A 22322-nucleotide genomic window follows, 5' to 3' on the forward strand; every position below is an offset into this window, starting at 1 on the left:
GCGCATGAAGACGGCAGCCGCTTCGCCTCGGTGCAGGCCAATGTGAGCGGACGCGATCTGGTGAGCTATGTCGATGACGCCAAGAAGGCCGTGGCCGACAAGATCAAGCTGCCGGAAGGCGTCCGGCTGGAGTGGGGCGGACAGTTCGAGAACCAGCAACGCGCCGCTGCCCGGCTTGGGCTGGTGGTGCCGGTGGCGCTGGCGCTGATTTTCGTGCTGCTGATGACCACGTTCGGCTCGGTGCGGCAGTCGGTGCTGGTGTTCGCCAACATTCCGTTCGCTCTCGTCGGCGGAGTGATTGCGCTGTGGGCCAGCGGGCAATACCTGTCGGTGCCGGCCTCGGTGGGCTTCATCGCGTTGCTGGGCATTGCGGTGCTCAACGGCGTGGTGCTGGTCAGTCACTTCAACGAGCTGCTGCAGCGCGGGCTTCCGTTGGCGCAGGCCGTGCGCGATGGCGCCATGCGCCGACTGCGGCCGGTGATGATGACCGCCACCATCACCGCGTTCAGCCTCATCCCCCTGCTGTCGGCCACCGGGCCGGGCTCGGAAATTCAGAAGCCCCTGGCCGTGGTCGTGGTCGGCGGGCTGGTGAGTTCCACCGCCCTGACCCTGGTGCTGCTGCCCCTGATGTTTGCCCGCTTCGGCCTGCCGCGCAAAGAGCGCGCAGCCGAGGCTGCGGCCCAATCGACGGAGAACGTCTGATGAACCCCATATCCAAACCTCAAGCCCTGCGGGCGCTGGCTGCGGCCCTGGCGCTTGCGCTGACCGCCGCACCAAGCTGGTCAGCAGAGTCTCAACCCGCGAAGGCAGCCGCCGCGCCGCCCTTGCAGATCGCCCTGCCCGCGCTGAGCGACCTGCCCAGCCCCAGTCTGCCGCAAGCCGCCACGGTCGATCAACTCCTGACCGCCACCCCGGCGTTGCGCGAAGCGCAGTCCATGCAGCAGGCTGCCGCGCAAAACGGCGCAGTGCTGCGCGCCGGAACGAACGAGTTCACCGGCCAGGCGCAGGTGCAGCAACGCCGCATCGAGTCTTTGCCCGACAGCGGGCGCTACAACGAATGGCAGTTGCTCATCAACCGCCAGTTGCGTCTGCCGTCGCAGGCGCAGGCGGATGGCCGCATGGCCGAGGCGTTGCAGACCTCGGCGCAAGCCGCACTGGTGGCGGCGCGCCAGCAGTTTCTCGGCGCCTTGCTGACCGCCTGGTTTTCCGCCCAGCGCGCGCAGGCCGAAGCCGTGCTGGCGCAGCAGGATCTCGACTTGATCGACGCTCAGGTCAAGGCGCTGCAACGCCGCCAGTCCCTTGGCGACGCCAGCGTGCTGGAACTGGAGCAGATGCAAGCCGAGCAGGCCCGGGCGCAATCAACCCTGCTGCTCGCGCAGGGCATGGCGGCCAGCAGCCGCGCCGCCTTGTTCGCGCGCTATCCCCTGCTCGCGCAGAACGGCAGCTTGCAGGGACAAGCCGATGCCAGCATGCTGGAACTGCCCAGCCTGTCTGCCGAGCAACTCAGCGCGCAGGCGGCGCAAGCCAGCCCGTTGCTGGCCGAGCAGCGTGCCGCGCTGCAGAAGGCGCAGGCGATGGCCGCGCAGGCGCAGGCCGCACGCATGCCGCAACCCACCGTGGGCGCTTACATCGGCTCGGACCGCGGGGGCAGCGAGCGCATCGTCGGCCTGCAGTTCGCCATGCCGTTTGGCGGCCCGGCGCGCGTGTCGCAAGAGCGTGCCGCGCTGGCGGAAGCGGACGCCGCGCAATGGCGGCTGCGCGATCTGCAGTCGCAGACCGAGGCGGAATTCCAGCGCCTCTATGCCAACGCGCAAGCTCAGCTTGGCGCGGTGAAAGCCACCGAGCAAGCCGCGCAGGTGCAAACCCAGGCCAGCAACCGCATGTTGCGCGCCTATCAATTGGGCGAAGCGGGTCTGTCAGACTGGCTGCTCGCCCGGCGCAGCGCGCTGGAGTCCACGCGGCTGGTGCTGCAATCGCGCTTCGATGCGGCGACCTCCAGCGCGCAGCTCAAGCTGCAAACCGGCTTGCTTTACGAACTGACGCCGTAGACGATGGATGTGCCCCAAACCGCGCGCCACCAAACCTGTAGGGACAAAGCCCCGCCTGATGGGCGTTGTGGGCTCAATACACCGGCCAGTCGCGCATGGAAAACAGGCGCTGGTGCTCGCGGATGGCGTAGCGGTCGGTCATGCCGGCCAGATAGTCGGCGATGGCGCGGGGCTGTCGGGCAACGTCCTCCCGCTGGTAGGCGCGCGGCAGCAGACGCGTATCGGCGTGATAGGCCTCAAACAATTCGGTAAGCAATCGCTGCGCCTTGGTGGTGTTGCGCAGCACGTCGGGGTGCCGGTAGAGGCGGTGCAGCAGAAGCTGCTGGAGCTGCTGCAACTGCTCTTGCACCGGCGCGCTGAAGGCCGCCAGTGGCGGCGCGGCGCGCACCGCGTCGGGCGAATCGACGCCCGACTGACGGATGCGCTGCGCCGTTTCGGCCACCAGGTCGGCAATGAGCGCCGAGATCATGCGGCGGATGGTTTCGGCCACGCGCCGCCGCCCCTGCACGGCCGGGTAGGCCCGCTGCACAGCGTCGAGGTGCCCGGCAAAGAACGGCACGGTCTGCAACTCCTCCAGGTCGATCAGCCCGGCGCGCAGGCCGTCGTCGATGTCGTGATTGTTGTAGGCAATGGCGTCGGCCAGATTGGTGATCTGCGCTTCCAGACTGGGTTGGCCGCCCTGCAGAAAGCGCGCGCCAATCTCGCCCAGATGTTCGGCGTTGCGCCGCGAGCAATGTTTGAGCACGCCCTCGCGGGTCTCGAAACTGAGGTTCAGGCCGTTGAAGGCGGCGTAGCGCTCTTCCAGCGTGGTGACCACGCGCAGCGATTGCAGGTTGTGCTCGAAACCGCCACCGTGGGGAGCATGTTTTCGCATGCAGGCGCCCAACGCATCCTGCCCGGCATGGCCGAAAGGCGTGTGTCCCAGATCGTGCGCCAGGGCCAGCGCCTCGGTGAGATCTTCGTTCAGGCGCAGCGCCCGGGCGAGAGAGCGGGCGATTTGCGCGACTTCCAGACTGTGCGTCAGGCGGGTGCGGAACAGATCGCCCTCGTGGTTGAGAAACACCTGCGTCTTGTATTCCAGCCGCCGAAAGGCCGAGCTGTGGATGATGCGGTCGCGGTCTCGCTGATAGCCGGTGCGATCCAGCGGCGGCGGTTCCGCATGTTCACGCCCGCGAGAGGTGGCGTCGCTGCAGGCGTAGGCGGCAAGCGTCATGCCGAGGGCACGGCTTGCGGCGGCACCGGCTGCAGATGCGCGGCTATGCTGGCCTGCGCTTCCGCCATGGGCGCAGCGCGCAGCACCGGGCGCCCCAGCCCGTTGAGCAGCACAAAACGCACTTCGCCGCCCTCGGTCTTCTTGTCCACCTGCATCCACTCGGCCCAGCGCTCAGCGCCCAGGTCGGGCGCGCGAACGGGCAGACCGGCGCGGGCGATCAGCCGCGCCAGCCGCTCGGCCTCTGCGGGGGCGAGCAGACCCAGACGCACCGACAGGTCAGCCGCCAGCACCATGCCCGCGCCCACCGCCTCGCCATGCAGCCATTTGCCATAGCCCATTCCGCCTTCGATGGCATGGCCGAAGGTATGGCCGAAATTGAGAATGGCGCGCAGCCCGGCCTCGGTTTCGTCCTGCGCCACCACCTGCGCCTTGATGCGGCAGCAGCGCGCCACGGCCTCGGCCAGGGCGGCATCGTCCTGCGCCCTGAGCGCGTCGATATGCGCTTCCAGCCAGTCGAGAAAATCCACATCGGCAATCGCCGCATGCTTGATGACCTCCGCCAAACCTGCCGACAGTTCGCGCTGCGGCAGTGTGTGCAAGGTGGACAGATCGGCCACCACCAGCCGGGGCTGATAGAACGCGCCGATCATGTTCTTGCCCAGCGGATGGTTGATCGCGGTCTTCCCGCCCACCGAAGAATCCACCTGCGCCAGCAGCGTGGTGGGCACCTGCACGAAAGGCACGCCCCGCATATAACTGGCGGCGGCAAAGCCCGTCATGTCACCAATCACCCCGCCGCCCAGCGCGAACAGCGTGGTCTTGCGGTCGCACTGGTGGCGCAGCAGATCGGTGAAGATCTGGTTGAGCGTCTCCCAAGTTTTGTATTCCTCGCCATCGGGCAGAGTGCAGTGCAGCACCCGCGCGAAATGCGGCTGCAGACTTTGCTCCAGCCGCGCTGCATAAAGCGGGGCCACCGTGGTGTTGGTCACAATTAGCGCCGTGCCCTTGGGCGACGAAACCGCAGCGAAAGTGTCGGGCGCACCCAGCAAGCCGCTGGCGATGCGAATGTCATACGCGCGGGTGTCGAGCGCGATACGAACCGTGGTCATGTGAGCATCCTGTTCTGAGCCATGATCCGATTGTAGAAAGCCGCATCAAAGCAGCATCAAAGTGCGGTCAGGCGCCGAGGAATCCCCCTGCCGGGCCAGCGTTTGCACGCCTGTGCGCTCAATCGCGCCGATCTGCCGCCGGTAACACCCCGGCGAGTTCAAGCTGCATCTGCACCATATTGGTCAGCAAGGCCGGAGAAGGGCGCCCCGTGTCCATCACGAAATGCGCCGTCTCCCGATACAAAGGATCGCGCACACGAAACAATTCATGCAGCTTGGCCCGCGCATCGCCTTGCTGCAGCAAAGGTCGATGGCGGTCGTTGCGCAAGCGATGCGCAAGATCGTCCGGGCTGGCGCGCAGATAGACCACCGTGCCCCGTTCGTGCAGCGCCTTGCGGTTTTCCGGCCGCAGCACAGCACCGCCTCCGGTGGCGAGAACAATGCCCTCACGCTGCGTCAGCGCGTCAATGGCGCGCGCTTCGATGTCACGAAACCCCGCCTCGCCCAGCCGAGAAAAAAGAGCTGCAATCGTGCAGCCCTGCTCACGCTCAATCTCATGGTCGCTGTCGATGAACCGAAGGCCGACTCGTTGTGCGAGCGTGCGGCCGACGGTGGTTTTTCCAGCGCCCATGAGGCCGATGAGATAAATATTTTTTGACCTAGTATTCAATACACATCACGACTTAGGGACATAGGTAAATGATGCTTGTGTTGAATTGGGCGCGGCAACGGCTGAAGCCACTGAAATCGGGGGAGTAACACTACCACTGGGCACTAAAGCTGCAGTTACTTGAATAGAAACAGCCGTAGTGACACTAGCCTTCAAAATGATTGAAGCATTGCCGGAGCCGTCCGTTGTCGATGCGCATCCAGGATTCTCGACGTTTTGCATATCAAAACACTGGTACGTACCGGAGCCCGTACCTCCGATAGCAAAAAGAACCAACTCATTCGGCACGCCATCACCGTACTTATCTTTTAGATGGTAGGTAACGGTAACTGGAGTATCTGATGGCACTTGGGTTCCACTCGGGTTCAATGAAATACTACTTTGCAAGGGCAAATTCGCACCGAGCAAAGGAGTGCCAGCGCTACCACTTCCACCTCCGCATGAAGCTAGGACGCCCGCGCCAGCAATAGCAATCACCAAGAACAAAGATTGCCAACGAATTACTTTCATAGTCACCTCAATAGATTTTTTACTGGGACAAATCTGCATTTGTTACGATTTTTGGCGTCAGAAAAACCATTAATTCGTTTTTATTATACATCTTGCTATTATTTTTGAATAGATTACCCAATACCGGAATATCCCCCAAAAGCGGCACTTTGTCTGTTTGGTTTTGCTCTTGCGAGGTATAAATGCCACCCAAAACTACGGTTCCACCATTTTCCACTTGAACTTGGGTGGTTAGCGTATTGGTGTTAATAGACGGAACGCCTGCAGTTGATGCCCCCGGACTGTCCTTATGTATTTCCACGTTCATAATCACATTACCATCCGGGGTGATTTGCGGGGTGACATCCAGGCTCAAAACAGCCTTCTTGAAAGTCACTGCGGTCGCGCCGCTGGAAGTGGCCTGTTGATAAGGAATTTCAGTCCCTTGCTCAATGGTGGCCTTGCTCAAATCGGCTGTGATGACCCGCGGGGAAGAAATGATCTTGCCCTTGCCATCCGCTTCCATGGCCGAAAGCTCAAGGTTGATGAAACGGTTGGCGGCTGCGTTGAACAGGCTGATGCCTAGGGAACTTGGGCTTGCACCGGCTAGTAGACTGCCTGCTAGGCCAAACGCGGGAAGATTGACAAACTGCGAGTCCGCAAGCGTGGCCGCAGACGAGCCCGGTTGATTCGTCTGGTTGGCCACACCAAGGTAATCGCCAGTCACAGCGACACGGTTGTTGCCGCTGCCATAGCCTGGTACGCCCCCCTGAATGCCGCGAGCATCCAGAAAACCCAGCTTCACCCCAAGACTGCGTCCAAACTGATCGCTGGCTTCCACAATGCGCGCTTCGATCATGACCTGACGCACGGGTTTGTCGATCTTGGCGATGAGTTGGGCAACTTCTTCCAGCTTGGAGGGAATGTCAGTGACGAAAATCTGGTTGGTGCGGGGGTCAGCCAGCACCGTACCGCGCGGCGAAAGGATGCGCGAGGTAGGTGCTGCGGAACTGGACAGGCCGGGCAACAGCACGGGCGACGGGGTTGCTGCGCCGCCAGACTCTGCTCCACCAGCGGCGCCCGTCAGCATGGCGACCACGGTAGCGGCTTTCTGGTAGTTGAGCTGGAAGGTCTCTGACTTCACCGGCTCCAGGGCGCTGAGCGATTTTTTCGCCTCGAGATCGGCCTTTTCACGGGCGAGAATTTCGTCGCGCGGCGCGATCCACAGCACATTGCCTTCCTTGCGTTCGCCCAAGCCCTTGGCACGAAGGATGACTTGCAGCGCCTGATCCCAAGGCACGTCCTTCAGACGCAGGGTGAGGTTGCCGGTGACGGAATCACTGACCACCACGTTCAGGTGCGTGAAGTCGGCGAACACTTGCAGCAGCGAGCGCACGTCGATGTTCTGGAAGTTGAGCGAGAGCTTTTGGCCGTGGAAGCCGGGGCCGTTGCCTTGCACCAGCGCATTCGGGTTGGGCTGGGTGCGGCGCAATTCGACGACGAACTGGTCGTCAGCCTGGTAGGCGCTTTGCTCGTAGTCGCCGTTGGGCTGAATGACCATGCGCACCTTGTCGCCCATCTGGAAGGTGGTGATGGAGGTGACAGGGGTGGCGAAGTCGGTGACGTCGAGACGGCGGCGCAGGTCGGCAGGCAGCGAGGTCTTAAGGAAGTCGACGACGATATTCTGGCCTTGCTGGTGAATATCCACACCCACCTGATTGTTGGGCAGGCCCACCACCACGCGGCCTGCGCCATCGGTGCTGCGCTTGAAGTTGATGGCCCGCAGCGCAAGCTGCTGAGTGTTGAGGTTGTCAGCGAAATGCACGGTCTGGGCTTGCGGGGCCCCTGTGGCGGCAGAAGTCGCGGCCGCTTGTTCGTGCGTGGTATTGAGCAGCACGAGCAGGCGATTGCCTTCCAACTGGGTTTTGTAGGTGGCAGACTGGCGCAGGTTGAGCACCATGCGGGTGCGGCCCTGAGCCTGCACCACGTTGACCGAACGCAGATTGCCCTGCTCGAAGTTGACGGTCTGACTATTGAGCGCCGAATCAACCCCGGGGAAATCGAGCACGATGCGAGCCGGCTGGTCGATCACGAAGCCATTGGGAGCTGCGCCCAGAGGCTGCGCCAGATTGACCTGCACCACGGTTTCCGTGCCCTGCCGACTGGCGGTGACGTTCTGGATCGCGTTGTTGGCGGCGTAAGCCGGAACGGCCCCAACCCCAAATACGGCCGCAACGGTCAACAGCGTGACCCCAATGTATCGGTTAAAAAGCGGCCGTTTGAAAGGCGTCTTCATTGTGTGCTCTCCTGCAATTGAAGGGTTGCCGGGTGCTCGACCCAATCGCCTGTGGCGTCTTGCACCAGCTCCCTCAAATCGACTTCGCTATCAGTGATTTTGATGATCTTTCCGAAGTGCTGGCCGGCATACTCGCCGACATGCGCCCGGTACAACAGGTTGCCCGCCTTGAGCAGGGCATATTGCTGCCCTTTGATCTTCACGCTGCCCACCATTTGAATCTGGTCGAGTGAATACGCCTCAAGCGGTTGCTTGGGACGGGCCAGCTCGGCCTGCAGCAGCGGATTGAGCTGCTGCACCTCCTGCCGCACACCCACTTCGAGTTTGGTCGTGGAGAACGGATCGGTGCCGATCGTCGGGTCGTAAACGGCAGGAATGAAAGGCTTGGGCGGCTCGATGGGCTTGATGCGCGGGTGCATGCTGGCGCGCTGTTGCGCCATCCACTCGCGCAGATCTTCATGCTGCTGGCCGCAGCCCGACAGGAGGGCCGCTGACAACAGGGCTGCCGAAATCAGCGGCAAACGAAAGTGCCGAAAATGCTGACATGAGCCAAAGTGGTGCAGACTCATTTCGCCCCTCCCGGTTTTTTCGCCTGCTTGGCCTGGGCGGCGATTTCATCGGCGTCCAGATAGCGGAAGGTCTTGGCCGTGGCGTCCATGACCATCGGGGCGCCGGTCTTGCCCGCATTGGCCGTCAGGCTGATGTTGTTGAGGGTCACGATGCGCGAGAGCTTGGCGATATCGGTGGCGAAACCCGCCAGATCGGTATAGCCGCCATCGAGCTTGATCGAAATCGGCAGTTCAGCGTAGTAGGGTTTCACATCCACCTGACCCGGTTTGAACAACTGGAATTGCAAGCCGCGACCAATACCCGCCTGGTTGATGTCGGAAAGCAGGGCGTCCATTTCAGCCTTGCTCGGCAGTTGTTTTTCCAGCAGGGCCACGTATTGCTGCACCTGGGCTTTCTGCGCCTTGAGCAGATCGAGGCTGACGGCCTGTTCGAGTTTGCTCTTGTATTCCTGACGCAGGGTGACTTCCTGCTGCTGGGCCGAAGTGAGTTCGTCACGCGTGCCCGACAGCCAGGCATACCAGCCCAGCCCCAGGGTCAGCAAAAAGGCAGCGGCATAGACGGTGTTGCGCGGCCAGGCCGGCCAAGCGCCCGGATCGTTGGGGTTGAGCCCGCGAAACTGTGCCGAAATGTCCTGAAACGCTCCGTTCAGGTCGATTTTTGAGAGTTTGGAGGTCGCCATCAGTGTCGCCTCACGAAGGATTCTTGGCCATTGGCGCAGCGCCAGAAGCAGCACCCGAGGCGGCACCCGCCGGCGTAGGCCGCTTGAGGGTGGCGCGCAACTGGAACTGCGCCACGACGCGCGCCACATTACCCGCCGAAGCGGGAGCAATCTGCGAGCGGATCTCGATCAATTCAGGCTTTTCGAGCCAGCCATCGGGGCGGCTCAGGTTGCGCAGAAAATCGGCCACACGCTCTTGGCTGAGCGCGACGCCCTGAATAAGCACAGTCGCCCCGTCCTGGCGAATCTGCGAGAGCTGAACCCCGGTCGGCGTGTCTTTGGTCAGATCGTCGAACAGGTGCACCGGCAGGTTGCGGTCGGCCTGCAGACCCTCAACCGCCTCTTGGCGCGCCCGCAGCGCTTCGATCTCGGCCTTGAGCGAGGCGATGTCCTTGATCTGGTTGTCGAGTTTGGCGTTTTCCGCCTTCAGGAAGTCGTTGCGGCTTTGTTGCTGGGTGATCATTTCACTCAGCACGGTATAGCCGAGCGCCAGCACCAGCCCGCCCACCAAAATGGAGGCAAAAACTCCCGCGTAGAAGGCCTCGCGCCGTTTTTTGCGCTTGGCATCCCGGTGGGGAAGCAGATTGATCAACACGATATTCATGACAGATCCCGTTGCTGCGTCATTGCAGGAAACGCCGCATCGCCAAGCCGCAGCAGGTCAGATAGGAAGGCGCCTGACTGCGCAGCTTCTTTTCGCGCACGGATTCGGCAACCGCCATGCCCTCGAACGGGTTGATGACCATGCAGGCCACCGAAGCCGTTGCGGTAATTTTTTCCGCCAGACCGGGCAAGGCCGACGAGCCGCCGGCCAGCAGGATGTAGTCGACCCGGCCAAACGGCGTGGCGCGATAGAAGAACTGCAGCGCCCGCGCGATTTCCTGCGTGAGACTGTCCATATAGGGCGCCAGCACCTGCGTGGCGTAGTCGTCTGGCAAGTCGGCGGCGCGTTTCTTGGCCTCGGCTTCCTCGAGCGAAAAACCGTAGGTGCGGGCAATCATCTGGGTGAGCTGCGCGCCACCGAAGGCCTGATCGCGGTCGTAGAGGGTTTCACCGTTGCGCAGAATCTGCAGACTGGTGGAACTTGCACCCACCTCGAACAGCGCCACGAGCAAGTCGAGCCCGGCGCGGGGCAGACGCTCAATCAGACGTTGCGCGGCCAGACGCGAGGCGAAGGCCTCAATATCCATCACGACGGGCTTGAGCCCGGCAGCCTCGGCAATGCCGCGGCGATCATCCACCTTTTCGCGCCGTGAGGCGGCGATGAGCACCTCCTGGTCGCCAGGGGAGGTGCTGCTGGGGCCGAGGATGCTGAAATCGAGCGCCACTTCATCGATAGCGAACGGAATGTACTGATTGGCTTCGCTCTCGACCTGCACTTCGATTTCTTCTTCGCGCAGCTCACCCGGAAGAACAATCTTTTTAGTGATGACGGCGGACGGCGGCAAGGCCATGGCAACTTGCTTGGCCTTGGTGCCGCTTTTACGGACGACCTTGCGCACAGCTTCGACCACATCGTCGAGCTTCTCGATGTTGCCATCGACCACGGAACCCTTCTCGAGAGGCTCCATGGCGGCGCGCAACAAGGTGTACTGGCCGCGGTCATCCATATCGAGCTCGACGAGCTTGACGCTGGAACTGCTGATATCCAGCCCGATCATTGGCGCGTGGCGCTTGCGAAACAGACTGCCAAATGTGGCCACTGAAGACCCCCCGATTTATTTGCAACATTGTGCGCAAGCTCGCAGGCCAGCTTTTGGCGCACCGAAATGCGTGCCAGCCCCCGTTTGTGTATCAACACCTACACCACGGTTTGTTTGCGCTACGAACTCAGATTTTTTCTTCGATCCTACCAACAAGTCCTTGATGTACTAACGTGTAAACCCCGGCCCAGCAGAAAAACGTTGCAAAACTCCCACGACGGCCATGCGGGTGAACACTTGTGATTTCTTACGGCACAACGGCGGGGATTTTTATAATTTGCAACAAAATTTTCTTTCCGCCCTCTCCGCTCGTTTGCTCGTGGATCGTGCGGCTGCCTCTTTCTTCACTGCGCGCAAGCCGCGTAAGCCTCCTGCGGAACCTCGCGTCCGCCCGCCTCGATGAGTTCTTCCTCTACCGCCTCGCCCTCTCCGACGCCGCGCCCGCGCGCTCGCTCTCCTTGGTGGCTGCGCGCCCTGATCGGCCTGGTGGTCACGGTCGTGGGGCTGCTGATCGCCGCCGCGCTGGTCGTTGGGCTGGTGCTGGCGTTCAGCTGGCCGCGACTGCCCGATATCTCGGAATTACAGAACTATCAACCCCAGTTGCCGCTGCGGGTGTATTCGGCGGACAACGTGCTGTTGGGCGAGTTCGGCGAGGAGCGCAGGGTGTTCACGCCCATTGGGCAGATTCCCGATCTGATGAAAAAAGCGGTGCTGGCCACCGAAGACGACCGTTTCTATCAGCATGGCGGCATCGATTGGCCGGGAGTGGCTCGCGCGCTGCTGGCGAATCTGGAGCGGTCGCGCAGTCAGGGCGCCTCGACCATCACCATGCAGGTGGCGCGCAATTTTTATCTGTCGCGCGAAAAGACCTTCACCCGCAAGTTGTTCGAGGTGCTGCTGGCGCTGAAGATCGAGCAGCAGATGAGCAAGGACCAGATTCTGCAGCTTTACATGAATCAGATTTTCCTCGGCCGCAAGGCCTACGGTTTTGCGGCGGCCGCGCAGGCTTATTTCGCCAAACCGCTGGACCAGCTTTCCCTGGCGCAGATGGCGATGCTGGCAGGCCTGCCCAAAGCGCCCTCGGCTTACAACCCTATCAGCAACCCGCAGCGTGCGCGGCAACGCCAGCTGCATGTGATCGCGCGCTTGCAGCAATTGCGCTGGATCACTCCGACGCAGGCGCAACAGGCGCGGGACGAGCCGCTGGCGCTGCGCACCGCGCAGACAGAGAACAACGTGCATGCGGGCTACATCACGGAGACGGTGCGTCAGATGGTGTTCGACCGTTATCACGAAGCCGCCTACACGCGGGGATTGAACGTTTACACGACCATACGCTTGCGCGATCAGCTGGCGGCGTGGCGCTCGGTGCAGAGCGGCGTGCTGTCTTACGAGTTACGCCAGCCGTATCGCGGGCCCGACGCCTTCATCGATCTGCCCGATGCGGTGGACGCCATTCCCGGTGCGATCGAACAGGCCTGCGCCGACCGCCTCGGGGCCGACGGCATGGTGTGCAGCGTGGTGCTCAGCGCAAAGCCCGCCGAAGTGAAAGTGATGACCGAGGCGGAACAGATCGTGACCGTCACTGGCGCGGGGTTGCGGCAGGTGCGCGCGCTCGGTCTTTCGGCCAAGGCGCAGCCCGCCACCAAGCTGCGCGCCGGTGCGGTGGTGTGGCTGGCGGAGGATGGGCCAGGGCAATGGGTCATCACCCAACTGCCGCAGGTGCAGTCGGCCTTCGTGTCGATGAACCCGAACAATGGCGCCATCGTGGCGATGGTGGGCGGCCTGGACTTCGCACGCAACAAGTTCAATCACGCCACCCAGGCCTGGCGGCAACCGGGATCGAGTTTCAAACCTTTCATCTACTCGGCCGCACTGGAAAAAGGCATCACTCCGCTCACCGTGGTCAACGACGCGCCGATGTTTTTCTCCGCGGCGCAGACAGGCGGCGAATCGTGGGAGCCGAAAAATTATGACGGCAAATACGAAGGGCCGGTCAGCCTGCGGCGTGCCGTGGCGCAGTCGAAAAATATGGTGGCCATCCGCGTGCTCGACGACATCGGCCCGAAGTTCGCGCAAACCTGGAGCACCCGATTTGGCTTCGAGGCCAGCCGCCAGCCGCCTTACCTCACCCTGGCGCTGGGCGCGGGTACGGTCACGCCCTTGCAGATGGCGCGTGCGTACAGCGTGTTTGCCAACGGCGGCTATCTGCTCAAACCTTTTTTGATCAGCAAGATCACCGACTCCCAAGGGCAGGTGCTGTTTCAGGACCGGCCGCAGCAAGCGGGCGACGAAAAACTGCGCGTGATTTCGCCGCGCAACGCCTATGTCATGGACAGTCTGCTGCAGGAGGTCACGCGCTCGGGCACGGCGGCGCGGGCGCAGGCGACGCTCAAGCGCCCCGACCTTTACGGCAAGACGGGCACGACCAACGACTTTCTCGACGCCTGGTTCTGCGGCTTCCAGCCCAGCTTGGTGGGCGTGGCCTGGGTAGGCTACGACACGCCGAAGAAACTGGGCAACAAGGAAACCGGCGGCGCGCTCGCCCTGCCGATCTGGATTCGCTACATGCAGACGGCTTTGCAGAACGTGCCGGTTGCCAGCTATGCGCAACCGCCGGGCATCGTGGTGGAGAATGGCGAGCCGGTGTACAGCAACTTCGCCAATGGCGGCGGAGTTCCCGGCCTCGGGCTGGACGCCCCCCTGCCGCCGCCCGAGGTCACGCCGCAAGAGCGCGACTCCATCCTCGACCTGTTCAAAGGCAATTGACGGCGAACGGGCTTACAGCGTGGGCAAGTCGAGAGGCGGCGCGTCCAAGGTCTGCATGACCCGGTGCAGTGCCGCGCCCAACGTTTCGCCGGTGCGGGTGTCGCACCAATGGCTGCCGCTCCACACGTAGTGATGCGCCCCCGCACGCGAGGCGAGCCAGACCTGATGCGTGGGCTGCTGCAGGTTGATGATGACCTGATCTCCGCTGTCGAGCTCCAGCCGCAGCACGGAGCCGTCGCGTTTGGAGTCGAGATCGGCGGCATCGGCGGCCGCTTCGATGGCGGCCATGGCCTGTTCGGCAATCTGCAGATAACGGGTGTCGTCGAGCATGTCGGACATAGGGCGGCTGATACACTGATTTTCGATGGATAGACAGCTTAATCGACCGCATCACCTGCGCCCCCTGCTACGCCTGATGGCCGCGCTGGGGGTGGTTGTTTTGCTGGGTGGCTGCGGTCAGACCGGCCCCTTGTACCTGCCCACGCCGGCCCCGGCGCATTCAGCCTCTGCCGCGCCGCGCTGAGCGTTGGCCGCCTCGGTTTGCTGCCTCGTTTTGCTGCAATTGCTTGCCACGTTTGTTTGCCGCCCTTTTTCGGACGCCCTGATGAAGACTTTGCTCCTTCCTGCCCTGCCTGGGCATCCCCACATCGCCTATGTCGGCTCGACCTTGAAAATCGAGGATGTCACCGCCTCCGCCGTGGCGGCTGAATTTGGCACCCCGACCTATGTCTACTCGCGCGCCTCGATCGAAGAGGCGGCGCAACGCTATAGCGAGGCGGCGCAGGCCAGCCCGGTGCACGTCGCCCTGCGTTACGCGGTAAAGGCGAACTCCAACCTGGCGGTGCTGCAGCTGCTCGCGCGCCTGGGCTGGGGCTTCGACATCGTTTCGGCGGGCGAACTCAAACGGGTATTGGCTGCGGGGGGCGAAGCGGGCAAGGTGGTGTTTTCCGGCGTGGGCAAGTCGGCAGACGACATGCGGTTTGCGCTCGATGTCGGCGTGGAGTGCTTCAACGTCGAGTCGCCCAGCGAGTTGGCCGTGCTCAACCGGGTTGCACGGGCCGCGGGCAAAGTGGCGCGTGTGGCGCTGCGCGTCAACCCGGACGTCGACGCCGGTACGCATCCCTATATTTCCACGGGCCTGAAAACCAACAAATTCGGCATCTCGCAAGATCAGGCCACGCAACTTGCGCTGCAGACTGCGCAGTTCGAGCAAGTGCAACTGGTGGGCATCGCCTGCCACATCGGCTCGCAGATCACGACCGTCGAACCCTACCTGGACGCGCTGGACAAGGTGCTCGATCTGGTGGAGCAGATGGAGCGCAAGGGCGCGAAAATCGAGCACATCGATCTCGGCGGCGGTCTGGGTATCCGCTATACCGACGAAACCCCGCCGACGCCGCAGGAATGGCTGAGCCCGCTGCTGGCGCGCATCTCCGCGCGCGGTTTCGGTCATCGCACCGTCGTGATCGAGCCCGGTCGCTCCATCGTCGGTAATGCCGGTGTGCTGCTCACGCGCACCCTGTTTCTCAAATCCACCCCGGTCAAGCACTTTGCCGTGGTCGATGCCGGCATGAACGATCAGATCCGCCCCGCGCTTTACTCGGCCGAGCAGGCCGTCGTCCCCGCCGAGCAACGGGAAGGCAACGCCTTGAAATACGACATCGTCGGCCCGGTGTGCGAATCGGCCGACTGGCTGGCGCGCGACCGCGCGCTGGCGCTGGAGGAAGGCGACCTGCTGGCCATTTTGTCGAGCGGCGCCTACGGCATGGTGATGGCGTCCAACTACAACAGCCGCGGCCGACCTGCCGAAGTGATGGTCGACGGCGCCACCACCACGCTGATTCGCCCGCGCGAAACGCCCGAACAACTCTACGCCAGCGAACGGCTCTTGCCCTGATTGCCGATCTGATTGACGACCTGTTTTCCGGCCGGACTGTTGCTCTGATCGTCGCTGGTTCTTGTACGGTGTAGTTGAGCGCGGCGAGCCTGCGCCGCCCGCCACGCCCACCACAGCCGCAGCCCCAGCAGTAGCGCGAGAATCAACGCATAGACCGTGGGACTGGCGGTATTGTTCTTCGCCAGCTTGCCCCACCAGAAGTGAAACACCGCCACCACGCCGACCACGTAAACGAGACGGTGCAAGGCCTGCCAGCGGCGGGCGCCGAGACGCTTGATCATGCCGTTGGTGGAGGTCAGCGCCAGCGGGGTCATCAGCAATAAGGCGGTCATTCCGGCGAGCACAAAGGGATGTTTGACCACATCGCGCAAGGCCATGTCAACGCTGAAGCCGTTAACCAGCCCCAGCCACGCGGTGACGTGCAGCAGCGCGTAGAAAAACACGAACAAGCCGAACATCCGCCGAAAGCGCGCCAGCTCGGCCCATCCGGTGAGCTTGCGCAAGGGCGTGACCGACAGGGTGATCAGCAGCAATCGCAGCGCCCAAAGGCCGGTGGTCCAGATCACGGTCTGTTCCGGGTTGGGCCCCAGATCGTTGGTCCAGCCACGCCAGAACAAACCGGCGAAAGGCAGCAGGCACAGCACGAACAACAGCGGCTTGACCGCCCGGCTGCGCAAGACCCGGCGCGGCAGAGATAACGACGACGCGGTAGTCATGGCGCTCAGAAAAACTTCTTCAGATTCATGCCCTGATACAGGCTGGCGACCTGCGCGCCATAGCCGTTGAACAGTTGCGTGGGAATGCGCGGTGCGAACAGGCCGCCGAAGGCGCCGCCCTGTCCGATCATGCGTTCATTGGCCTGGCTCCAGTTCTGCGGACTCACGTCGGGGTTGACGTTGGAGTAGAACCCGTACCACTGCGGTACGGCCCGCATCCACGAAGTGACGGGCTGCTTTTCCACCAGCCGAATCTTGACGATGGATTTGCCGCCCTTGAACCCGTATTTCCAGGGAATGACCATGCGCATCGGCGCACCGTCCTGATTGGGCAGCACTTCGCCATACAGGCCAAAGGTGAGCAGGGTGAGCGGGTGCATGGCCTCGTCCATGCGCAGCCCTTCGAGATACGGCCATTGCAGAATGGGGTCGTTCTGTCCTGGCATTTCCGCCGGGTCGAGCAAGGTGATGTATTCCACATACTTGGCGTTGCCCGTGGGCTCGACGGCCTTGAGCAGATTGGAGAGCGAATAGCCCAGCCAGGGCACCACCATCGCCCAACCTTCGACGCAACGATGACGGTAGATGCGCTCCTCCATCGGCGCGAGTTTGAGCAGATCGTCGATGCCAAAGGTGCGTGGCTTGTGCACCTCGCCCTCCACCACCACGGTCCACGGCCGGGTCTTCAGGCTCCCGGCATTCTGGGAAGGATCGCTCTTGCTCGTGCCGAATTCGTAGAAATTGTTGTAGGTCGTGACGTCCTTGTAAGGCGTCGCCGCTTGCGTGGTGGACAGCGCGGTGTTCTTTTGCGCGGCCAGCGCGGCTAACTTGCCCGGTGCGGGCAGGCCGCCGTGCGCAACTGTTGCGGTCGCCTGCGCACGATGCGCAGTGAGTGCCGCCACGCCTGCCGCGGCGCCGACTCCGGCCGCCGCGAGAAAATGCCGACGATCTTTATAGATTTCCTTCGGCGTGATTTCCGAAGAATCCGGGTGCTCGAAACCTTGGTCTTGACGCTTGCTCATGGTGTGCTCCTGTGCGGCGGGCTGGAATGCCGTTCGATAGACGGCAGATCGGGCGACGTTATTCCATCGCTACAGCTTGTAGTCGCTGCAACAGACCAAACCTTACAGTGCAACGTCATCCCCGCCTGCTCTGAGGGGATTCGGGCGTCAATGAGGTCTTTCTTCATGGGCCACTTTCAATAAAAAAAGGCCCCGAAGGGCCTTTTTTCATCACGGAATCATCTCAAAGCTTGCCGTAGGAATGCAGGCCCGAAAGGAACATGTTTACGCCGAGGAAGGCAAAGGTGGTGACCAGCAGGCCGGTCAGCGCCCACCACGCGGCAACCTGACCGCGCAGACCCTTGATGAGGCGCATGTGCAGCCAGGCGGCATAGTTCAGCCAGACGATCAGCGCCCAGGTTTCCTTCGGGTCCCAGCTCCAGTAGCCGCCCCAGGCCTCGGCCGCCCACAGCGCGCCCAGAATGGTGGCGATGGTGAAGAAGGTGAAGCCGATGGCGATGGACTTGTACATCACGTCGTCCATCACTTCCAGCGAGGGCAGATGCGACGCGATGCGACGGCGGCCATACAGAATACCGGCCACGATCAGCGCCGAAATGCCAGCGAACACGCCCCAGTACTCGGAGATGCCCCCCTGACGGAACACCAGCGGCTCGAAGAACATCACAAAGCCGATCAGCCACAGCGGCGTGAGTTTCCACAAGGAGGTCTCGTTGGCATGGGTCTTGATGAGGTAGGCGAAGCCGACCATGGCCGCGATGGCGAAGGTGCCGTAGCCGATGAAGTTGGCCGGGACGTGCAGCTTCATCCACCAGCTTTGCAGCGCAGGCACCAGCGGCTGGATTTCGTAGGCGTTCTGCACCATGCTGTACCACAGCAGGAAGCCCACCGCCGCGCTGACCACCAGCATGGCGAAGGCGCCCATGCTGCGGGTCTTGTATTTCTGCTCGAAATACAGATACAGAATGGTGGTCAGCCAGGAGAACAGCACGAACACTTCGTACAGATTCGACAGCGGAATATGACCGATATCCGGCCCGATCTGATAGCTCTCATACCAGCGCATCATGGTGCCGACCAGCGCCATGGTGATGCCCACCCAGGCCAGACGTGAGCCGAAATACTGCGAGAAATTGGACTGCCAGCCCTTGGCGTCGCGCACCATGCCGTCGCCGCCACCGCCCGCCATCGCACCACCACCCCCGCCGGCCAGCGCCATGCCGCCCGCGGTGTTCTGCGCCGGACCGGTGAACATGCCAAACCAGTAGGCCGCCGTACTCAGGAACAGCAGGAAGGCCATCCAGAGAATGGCCGACTGGCTGGCCAGGAAGTATTTGAGGAAGAACACCTGTTCACTGCGCGCCAGCACGGCGTGCCCGTCCGGCCCCTGATACAGCCAGATGCCGAAGAGCGACAGAATCGTGACCACGATCGCCAGATTCTTCAGCGCCGTCCAGCCCCAGCCGAAAAACATCAGACTCGTCGTCGCTCCGAGGAAAATGAGCTTGACGTAATAGTTCATGTTCTGGCCGTACTGGCTCAGAACATAAGCATCGCCACCCACGATGAGCAGCAGAAAAATCCAGTCGTACACGGTACGTCGGCGCAGGTATGCACCGATGCCGTTCTGGCGCGGAGGTTCCGAACTTTTGGAGTTCAGTGGCAAGCTATGGGATTTGCTGGCAAGTTCCATGGCGGGTCCCTATTCAGGTCGAGGCATTGTCCGGCGCGGAGTCGTGCGTCGGGTCGGGTGATGCTACGCCCAGACTGGCTGCGCGCAGTGTTTCAAATTCCTTCTTGTACTCCAGGGTGCGACGATTGGTGCTCATGGCCATGAGTGTGTCGCAGCCTCCATCGGCGCGATCCTTCACCAAAAACCACACCCGGCGTTCGCGGATGTAAAGCATGGCAAACACGCCCAGAATGAGCAAGACCGCACCGGTATAGACCACAACCTTGCCAGGGGCACGGGCCACCTGGAAGATGCTGGCCTGAATCTGCTTGTAATTGGTCATCTGCAGATACAGGGGCGACGGATAGAAGAAGGTGTCGGACAGGGCGAGTACGGCCGAGTCGAAGAATTTTTCATGCGCCGGGTCTTGGGTGACCGGCTTTTCGCCATGGTTTTCGCGGCTGATCTGCCAGAGCTGCCACAGCGTGCCATTCAGAATGCGCACGAACACATCTGATGCCTGCTGCTGCTTGTCTTGCGGCACGGCGGCTTCGAGATACTGCGCCAGCGCGGGCAGGCCGCCAGGCGCCTGAACCACCGGCTTGCCGGTCTTGGGATCGTTGGGAATTTCGCCCGCAAAAATATCCAGCGTGCGTGAGGCGGTCACCAGGAGTTGACTTTTCAGCTCGGCAGTCGCGTCAGGCGGCAAAGAAGCGGCAACGTACTGGGCTGCGGCCTGCTGGCGATCTTTCGCGTTGAACAAGGCCGAACGGAACTGCATCCAGCCGTCGATGGAATCGTTGCTGTCTGCCGGAATGCGCAAGTATTTATAACCCGCGTCGAGCGAACCGCGCTCCCCGGCGAGGAACACCTTTTCGCCATTGAGCTCGACCGGCAGCATGTAGTTGAAATATTCATGCGCCTGACCCGAAGCATCGCGAATTTTGTAAATCACGGCAGGGCCGATGTTCTGCAGATGCCGCTCACCCGGCGCGGCCACCGGGGCACCCAGATGCCGGTCGAAGCCAGAAGCCAGCGATTGCTCCTTCGGCTTGACACCCGTGGTCTGCGCCGGGCTCATGTCCTGCACGTTGAATATCCGCAGCTCGGTGAACTCGACCTGCATGTTCTGCGCCCCGTTGCTGAGCTGGCGATCCGAGCCCACGGTGCCGGTCAGATCGAAGGTCTTGTCGCTGGGGCCGTGCATCGGCCAGGCCTTGAGGAACAGTTCAGACCCGCCATCGGCGAAGCCCGACTGGAAGATGGTGACGCCGTCATAGGTCAACGGATGGTTGACCTCGATCTTCGCGGGAAAGCTCTTGCCGGTTTTGGGATCGGTAATGACCACATCGCTGGCGAACAAGCGCGGCATGCCGGTGGAATAAAAATCGATATTGAATTTCTTCAGGTGGATATTGAACGGCAGTGGCTGCAGCAGCACGCCATCGCCCATGCTCAGCACCGCCATATTCGATTCGCCGCCATCGGGAATCTGCAGGTTACCGCGGAAGGTCGGGTTGTGCACCGACAGCTTGTTGACCTCGGGCACCTGCGACACCAGCATATTGGCCTTGAGCGGCTCTTTGCCGAACATCCACATCTGCGCCTTGATCATCATGTCGCCATCGAACAGCGCACCCACGCAGATCAACACGAATGCTGCGTGAGCCAGCACATAACCAATGCGGTTGATGCCTCCGGTCTTCGCTGCGATCATGGTGGCGCCCGCACCGCCCTCCTGCGCCGCAGGGCGCTCCTGCACCTTGAACTTGTAGCCGTGGCTCTTCATGACGCCAGTCACATGCGCCACGGTGGCCGCGCGGCCATCGGTGAAGGTGGTTTCGCCGCGCTCGTGGAAGTGGCGCATGCTCTGCTCGCGCACCCCCTCTTTGTAGGTCTTCAGATCGGTGATGATCTTGGGCGTATTGCGAATCAGGCACAGGCTGGTGGACACCACCAGAAAGGTCAAAATGAGCAAAAACCACCAGGAAGAATAGACGTTGTACAGATCGAACTTGCGGAACACCTCCGCCCAGAACGGTCCGAACTGGTTGATGTAATTGTTGTACGGCTGCCCTTGCGTGAGCACAGTGCCGATGATGCTGGCGATGGCCACGATGACCAGCAGGGCGATGGCAAAGCGCATCGACGACAGCAATTCGACGAAGGCGCGCCAGGCACGTGAACCGTGCTGCAGCTCCCAGCCGGAGGTACTCAGAGTGGTGTTGGGAACTGGCGAAGGGGTGGCAGACATACGGTGGGAAACTTGGCGCAGCGAACGAGGAGCGAACGATGGGAAATCGGTAGGCCAGACTTCGGTGAATCAGACCGCCCTGCGGCACGCCGCAAAAGGGTAGGTAGACACCATTGAAGGCAGGTGTGGCAGAAGCAGGTGTGGCAGAGGCAATAGCTTGAAAAGATCAACGAACCAATATAACAAAACGGAAAAACCTCAAATTTGATATCCCACAGGCCAGAGGTGTCATGCGCCGGGCCGGAGAGTGCGTGGTTTTCGGCTGAACGAGTAGCTGTTCGTGCCGGGTCATTTCAACTCAGCCCGGCCCAAACCATCAGACCCCCTACTCTCACCCTTAGTCTCGCCGTAGGACAGAGCTTGCCCGGCGGGCGAAAGTTCCGGTAACAGAGCGTATCGGTCGCCTTTCGGTTGGTGGCGCGGCCCGATTTAGCGCGGCAACTCGGACGGAGCGCGCAAGCCAGCCGCATACTCGGCCACGGCGGTGATCTGCTTGTCGGTCATGCGCGAGGCGATGTCGTGCATTTCCGGGCTGTTGGTGCGGCGGTCGTTGCGGAACATCTGCAGTTCGGTTTCCAGATAGCCCAGCCACTGCCCGCCGATACGCGGATAGCGCGAAGGCATGCCTGCACCGCCCGGGCCGTGGCACGACACACACGCCGGTACGGCCCGGTCGGGAATGCCCGCCATCCAGATTGCCTGGCCGAGTTTCAACTCTTTTTTGTCGGCAAAGGCCACCCCGGGCTTGAAGGTCTGGCGGCTGTAATACAGCGCGACATCGCGGATTTGCGCGTCGGTCAGCGTTGCGGCCATGCCATTCATGATGGCGTTGACCCGCGCCGGGTGTTTGGCGCCCTTGGCGATACGATAGTCGTGCAGCTGCTTGACCAGATAGTCGGCGTGCTGCCCGGCCAGTTTGGGAAATTCGGTCGAAGTGGCGTTGCCGTCGACACCGTGGCAGGCAGCGCAGGTCTGCGCCACTTTGGCGCCCGCCTGAAGCTGCGCCGGCGTGGACGCGGGGAAAGACGTTTCGCTGACGCTGGACGCCGCAGCCGCCGGGGCGTCGGCGCCCCACGATGGAGCAGACACCAGCGACAGGCCGGCAAGAGTCAAGGCAACGCGCACTGCAACCGAAGGGGTGGGCATGAAAGCGATCCATCAGAAATTCGCCCGCGC

20 protein-coding genes are annotated in these 22322 nt (G+C 62.2%); 5 read left to right on the top strand and 15 right to left on the bottom strand.

Annotation, left to right across the window (positions count from 1 at the left end):
• The coding region (locus AC2VLV_RS06980; RefSeq protein WP_486989286.1) for an efflux RND transporter permease subunit at positions 1-702 on the top strand (702 nt) is incomplete at its 5' end.
• Entirely contained in the window at positions 702-2048 is a 1347-nt protein-coding gene (locus tag AC2VLV_RS06985) for a TolC family protein (protein ID WP_486989287.1), read from the top strand. The genes AC2VLV_RS06980 and AC2VLV_RS06985, both read left to right, overlap by 1 nt.
• A 73-nt stretch (positions 2049-2121) precedes the next feature.
• Here AC2VLV_RS06985 and AC2VLV_RS06990 read toward each other — a convergent pair whose 3' ends face one another.
• The 9 genes from AC2VLV_RS06990 to AC2VLV_RS07030 form a co-directional block, all read right to left on the bottom strand.
• Positions 2122-3261 (bottom strand): deoxyguanosinetriphosphate triphosphohydrolase, encoded by a 1140-nt coding sequence (locus AC2VLV_RS06990; protein ID WP_486989288.1) that lies wholly within the window; start codon positions 3259-3261, stop codon positions 2122-2124.
• Positions 3258-4370 carry a 3-dehydroquinate synthase gene (gene aroB, locus AC2VLV_RS06995; RefSeq protein ID WP_486989289.1) on the bottom strand — a complete coding sequence of 371 codons (1113 nt, stop codon included), beginning with the start codon at positions 4368-4370 and terminating at the stop codon, positions 3258-3260. The genes AC2VLV_RS06990 and aroB overlap by 4 nt, the downstream gene beginning before the upstream one ends.
• Before the next feature lie 118 nt (positions 4371-4488).
• Complete coding sequence (locus AC2VLV_RS07000) at positions 4489-5001, bottom strand: shikimate kinase (RefSeq protein WP_486989290.1); 513 nt, start codon at positions 4999-5001, stop codon at positions 4489-4491.
• 45 nt (positions 5002-5046) lie between these two features.
• Complete coding sequence (locus AC2VLV_RS07005; protein ID WP_486989291.1) at positions 5047-5550, bottom strand: hypothetical protein; 504 nt, start codon at positions 5548-5550, stop codon at positions 5047-5049.
• 19 nt (positions 5551-5569) lie between these two features.
• Positions 5570-7825, bottom strand: a complete 2256-nt coding sequence (locus AC2VLV_RS07010) for a type IV pilus secretin PilQ (RefSeq protein WP_486989311.1) — start codon at positions 7823-7825, stop codon at positions 5570-5572.
• Positions 7822-8394, bottom strand: a complete 573-nt coding sequence (locus AC2VLV_RS07015) for a pilus assembly protein PilP (protein WP_486989292.1) — start codon at positions 8392-8394, stop codon at positions 7822-7824. The genes AC2VLV_RS07010 and AC2VLV_RS07015 overlap by 4 nt, the downstream gene beginning before the upstream one ends.
• Positions 8391-9074, bottom strand: a complete 684-nt coding sequence (locus AC2VLV_RS07020; RefSeq protein WP_486989293.1) for a type IV pilus inner membrane component PilO — start codon at positions 9072-9074, stop codon at positions 8391-8393. The genes AC2VLV_RS07015 and AC2VLV_RS07020 overlap by 4 nt, the downstream gene beginning before the upstream one ends.
• Positions 9075-9084: 10 nt before the next feature.
• Positions 9085-9717: a PilN domain-containing protein gene (locus tag AC2VLV_RS07025; RefSeq protein WP_486989294.1), complete on the bottom strand. Its 633-nt coding sequence runs from the start codon at positions 9715-9717 to the stop codon at positions 9085-9087.
• A 19-nt stretch (positions 9718-9736) separates the two neighbouring features.
• Positions 9737-10816: a pilus assembly protein PilM gene (locus AC2VLV_RS07030; protein ID WP_486989295.1), complete on the bottom strand. Its 1080-nt coding sequence runs from the start codon at positions 10814-10816 to the stop codon at positions 9737-9739.
• Between the two features lie 399 nt (positions 10817-11215).
• On the opposite strand from AC2VLV_RS07030, the gene AC2VLV_RS07035 reads away from it, so the two are divergent.
• Positions 11216-13585, top strand: coding sequence for a penicillin-binding protein 1A (locus tag AC2VLV_RS07035; protein ID WP_486989296.1), 2370 nt, complete (start codon positions 11216-11218; stop codon positions 13583-13585).
• A gap of 12 nt (positions 13586-13597) precedes the next feature.
• Here the strand turns inward: AC2VLV_RS07035 and cyaY are convergent, their stop codons facing one another.
• Positions 13598-13924, bottom strand: coding sequence for an iron donor protein CyaY (cyaY, locus tag AC2VLV_RS07040; RefSeq protein WP_486989297.1), 327 nt, complete (start codon positions 13922-13924; stop codon positions 13598-13600).
• 25 nt (positions 13925-13949) lie between these two features.
• On the opposite strand from cyaY, the gene lptM reads away from it, so the two are divergent.
• Both lptM and lysA read left to right on the top strand, forming a co-directional pair.
• The gene (lptM, locus tag AC2VLV_RS07045) at positions 13950-14108 is read left to right on the top strand and encodes an LPS translocon maturation chaperone LptM (RefSeq protein ID WP_081440382.1); all 159 of its coding nucleotides are present in this window, start codon (positions 13950-13952) and stop codon (positions 14106-14108) included.
• Between the two features lie 81 nt (positions 14109-14189).
• Positions 14190-15482, top strand: a complete 1293-nt coding sequence (lysA, locus tag AC2VLV_RS07050) for a diaminopimelate decarboxylase (RefSeq protein ID WP_486989298.1) — start codon at positions 14190-14192, stop codon at positions 15480-15482.
• Here the strand turns inward: lysA and AC2VLV_RS07055 are convergent.
• The 5 genes from AC2VLV_RS07055 to AC2VLV_RS07075 form a co-directional block, all read right to left on the bottom strand.
• On the bottom strand, positions 15455-16198 hold the full coding sequence (locus AC2VLV_RS07055) for a protein-methionine-sulfoxide reductase heme-binding subunit MsrQ (protein WP_486989299.1): 744 nt from the start codon (positions 16196-16198) through the stop codon (positions 15455-15457). The two genes, lysA and AC2VLV_RS07055, sit on opposite strands and share 28 nt — an antisense overlap.
• Before the next feature lie 5 nt (positions 16199-16203).
• Positions 16204-17220 carry a protein-methionine-sulfoxide reductase catalytic subunit MsrP gene (msrP, locus tag AC2VLV_RS07060; RefSeq protein ID WP_486989300.1) on the bottom strand — a complete coding sequence of 339 codons (1017 nt, stop codon included), beginning with the start codon at positions 17218-17220 and terminating at the stop codon, positions 16204-16206.
• Between the two features lie 223 nt (positions 17221-17443).
• Positions 17444-18913, bottom strand: a complete 1470-nt coding sequence (ccsB, locus tag AC2VLV_RS07065) for a c-type cytochrome biogenesis protein CcsB (RefSeq protein ID WP_486989301.1) — start codon at positions 18911-18913, stop codon at positions 17444-17446.
• Between the two features lie 13 nt (positions 18914-18926).
• Positions 18927-21146, bottom strand: a complete 2220-nt coding sequence (locus AC2VLV_RS07070; protein WP_486989302.1) for a cytochrome c biogenesis protein ResB — start codon at positions 21144-21146, stop codon at positions 18927-18929.
• Positions 21147-21575: 429 nt separating this feature from the next.
• On the bottom strand, positions 21576-22292 hold the full coding sequence (locus tag AC2VLV_RS07075) for a c-type cytochrome (protein WP_486989303.1): 717 nt from the start codon (positions 22290-22292) through the stop codon (positions 21576-21578).
• Positions 22293-22322 lie beyond the last annotated feature (30 nt).

The sequence above is a fragment of the Thiomonas sp. TH-17 genome (assembly GCF_057473305.1).